The following is a 1773-nucleotide window of genomic DNA, read 5'->3' as shown; positions in this document are numbered from 1 at the left end:
GTCGACGTTATCGTTACCCACGCGGATATCCAGCGAGATATGCGGGTAACGGGCGCTGAAGTTGGCCAGACGCGGCACCAGCCAGCACTGAGCCAGTGACGGACGGACATAGAGCGCGATGGCGCCGGCCACTTCGGCTTGCGGTGTCTGCTGCAATGCCTCTGACAGCTCCCCCATCGCTCCTTGCAAAATGCGGTAGATGCGCTCGCCGTCTTCGGTCAGGGCGACCCTCCGGGTCAGGCGGTGGAAGAGTGCAAGTGACAGGCTTTGTTCCAGACGGGCGATACGGTGGCTGACGGCGCTGGCGGTCAGGCAGAGCTCTTCGGCGGCGCGGGCGAAGCTCAGGTGGCGGGCCGCCACCAGAAAGGTATGCAGGTTGGCGAACTGGGCGTTGGTGAGCTTGGCGCCCATTCTTGGCGAAAGATTCAACATGGTCGCATTGTACCGGAAAGCCGGATGCAAACCGCCCGGGCCGCCACCAACGCCGCATGGCAGATAGACGAACAGCGGGTGTTCGGCGTCGACAGTGATGCCGGCGGCCGCGATCTGGCGCTGCAGGCGCTCGGCGGCAACGGCGTAGCCGAGGAACAGGCTGGTAGAATTTTCATCGTCGACAAAGTGGCAGCTAGGATCGGATTCGGCCTGTTTGCGGCCTTGTGCCACCGCGACGCTGTAGTCGGATTCATATTCAACCACGGTCACGCCATGGGCGCGCAGCTTGTCCTTCTTCCACTGGCGGGCATCGGCCGACATATGCACCGAGGCCTGGAAGCCCAGCTGTGCACTCATGATGCCGATGGACAGGCCGAGGTTGCCGGTCGAGCCGACCGCGACCTTGTATTGGCCGAAGAAAGCGCGCATGGCATCGCTGTCCAGTTTGGCGTAGTCGTCATCGATGGTGAGCAGGCCGGCAGCCAGCGCCAGGTCTTCGGCATGCTTGAGCACTTCATAGATGCCGCCGCGTGCCTTGATCGAACCGGAAATCGGCAGGTTGCAATCTGCCTTGAGCCACAACTGGCCGGCAGATTCCTGGTCATGACGCGCCATCAGTTCGGCTTGCAGCTTGGGCATGGGCAGGATGCCCGACTCGATAATACCGCCGCTGGCGCGGGTTTCCGGGAACACCTGCATGATGTAGGAGGCAAAGCGGTCCAGACGGGCACTGGCATCGGCCACATCGGCAGCGGTCAGGCCGACATCTGCCAGTGCTTCTGCCGTCGGTGCGATGCCAGGGTTGAACCAGCTGGTTTCCTGCAAGGCGATCAGTTCATTGATCAGCGGGTAGCTGGCGCACCAGCTTTCAATTGTTTTGCCCAGAATCATGATGTTGCTCCTGTATCAGATAATAAGTTTGATCATGTGTTGTCTGTAGTCTGCTTAAATCACGCGCGACAACAGCAAAGTCAGTCCCAGTGCGACCACGGAGGCCAGCACGGTACCGCCGGTAAATTTCTTCAGTGCATCGGATAGCGAGACACCCAGATATTCCTTCACCACCCAGAATGCCGAGTCGGTGACGTGGGTCCAGCCGATAGCGCCGGCGCCGATGGCAATCACGATGATTTCACGGCTGTAGCCGGAGTTATCGCCCAGCATAGGCAATACCATGCCGGCCGCGCTGATCATGGCAACGGTGGCCGAGCCGACGGCGAAGTGCATCAGCCCTGCAATCAGCCAGGCCAGTACGATAGGGTTCATGTCCAGTTGTGCCAGCGTTCCGGCCAGGACCTTGCCCACGCCGCTGTCGATCAGGATGCCGTTGAAGGCACCGCC

The 1773-nt window shown here is 61.0% G+C and carries 2 protein-coding genes; both read right to left on the bottom strand.

Going from position 1 to position 1773, the window contains the following annotated elements; translation table 11 throughout:
• Window positions 1-1323: D-serine ammonia-lyase (gene dsdA / locus EGI20_RS18285; RefSeq protein ID WP_498633116.1), on the bottom strand; the 1323-nt coding region annotated here is incomplete at its 3' end.
• A gap of 54 nt (window positions 1324-1377) precedes the next feature.
• Window positions 1378-1773 (bottom strand): GntT/GntP/DsdX family permease (locus tag EGI20_RS18280; protein ID WP_498633115.1); only part of this gene is annotated, 396 nt, incomplete at its 5' end.

This window comes from Aquitalea sp. S1-19 (genome assembly GCF_024343515.1).
The sequence above is the reverse complement of the archived record's forward strand: the minus strand, read 5'-3'. Positions and strand labels throughout refer to the sequence as shown.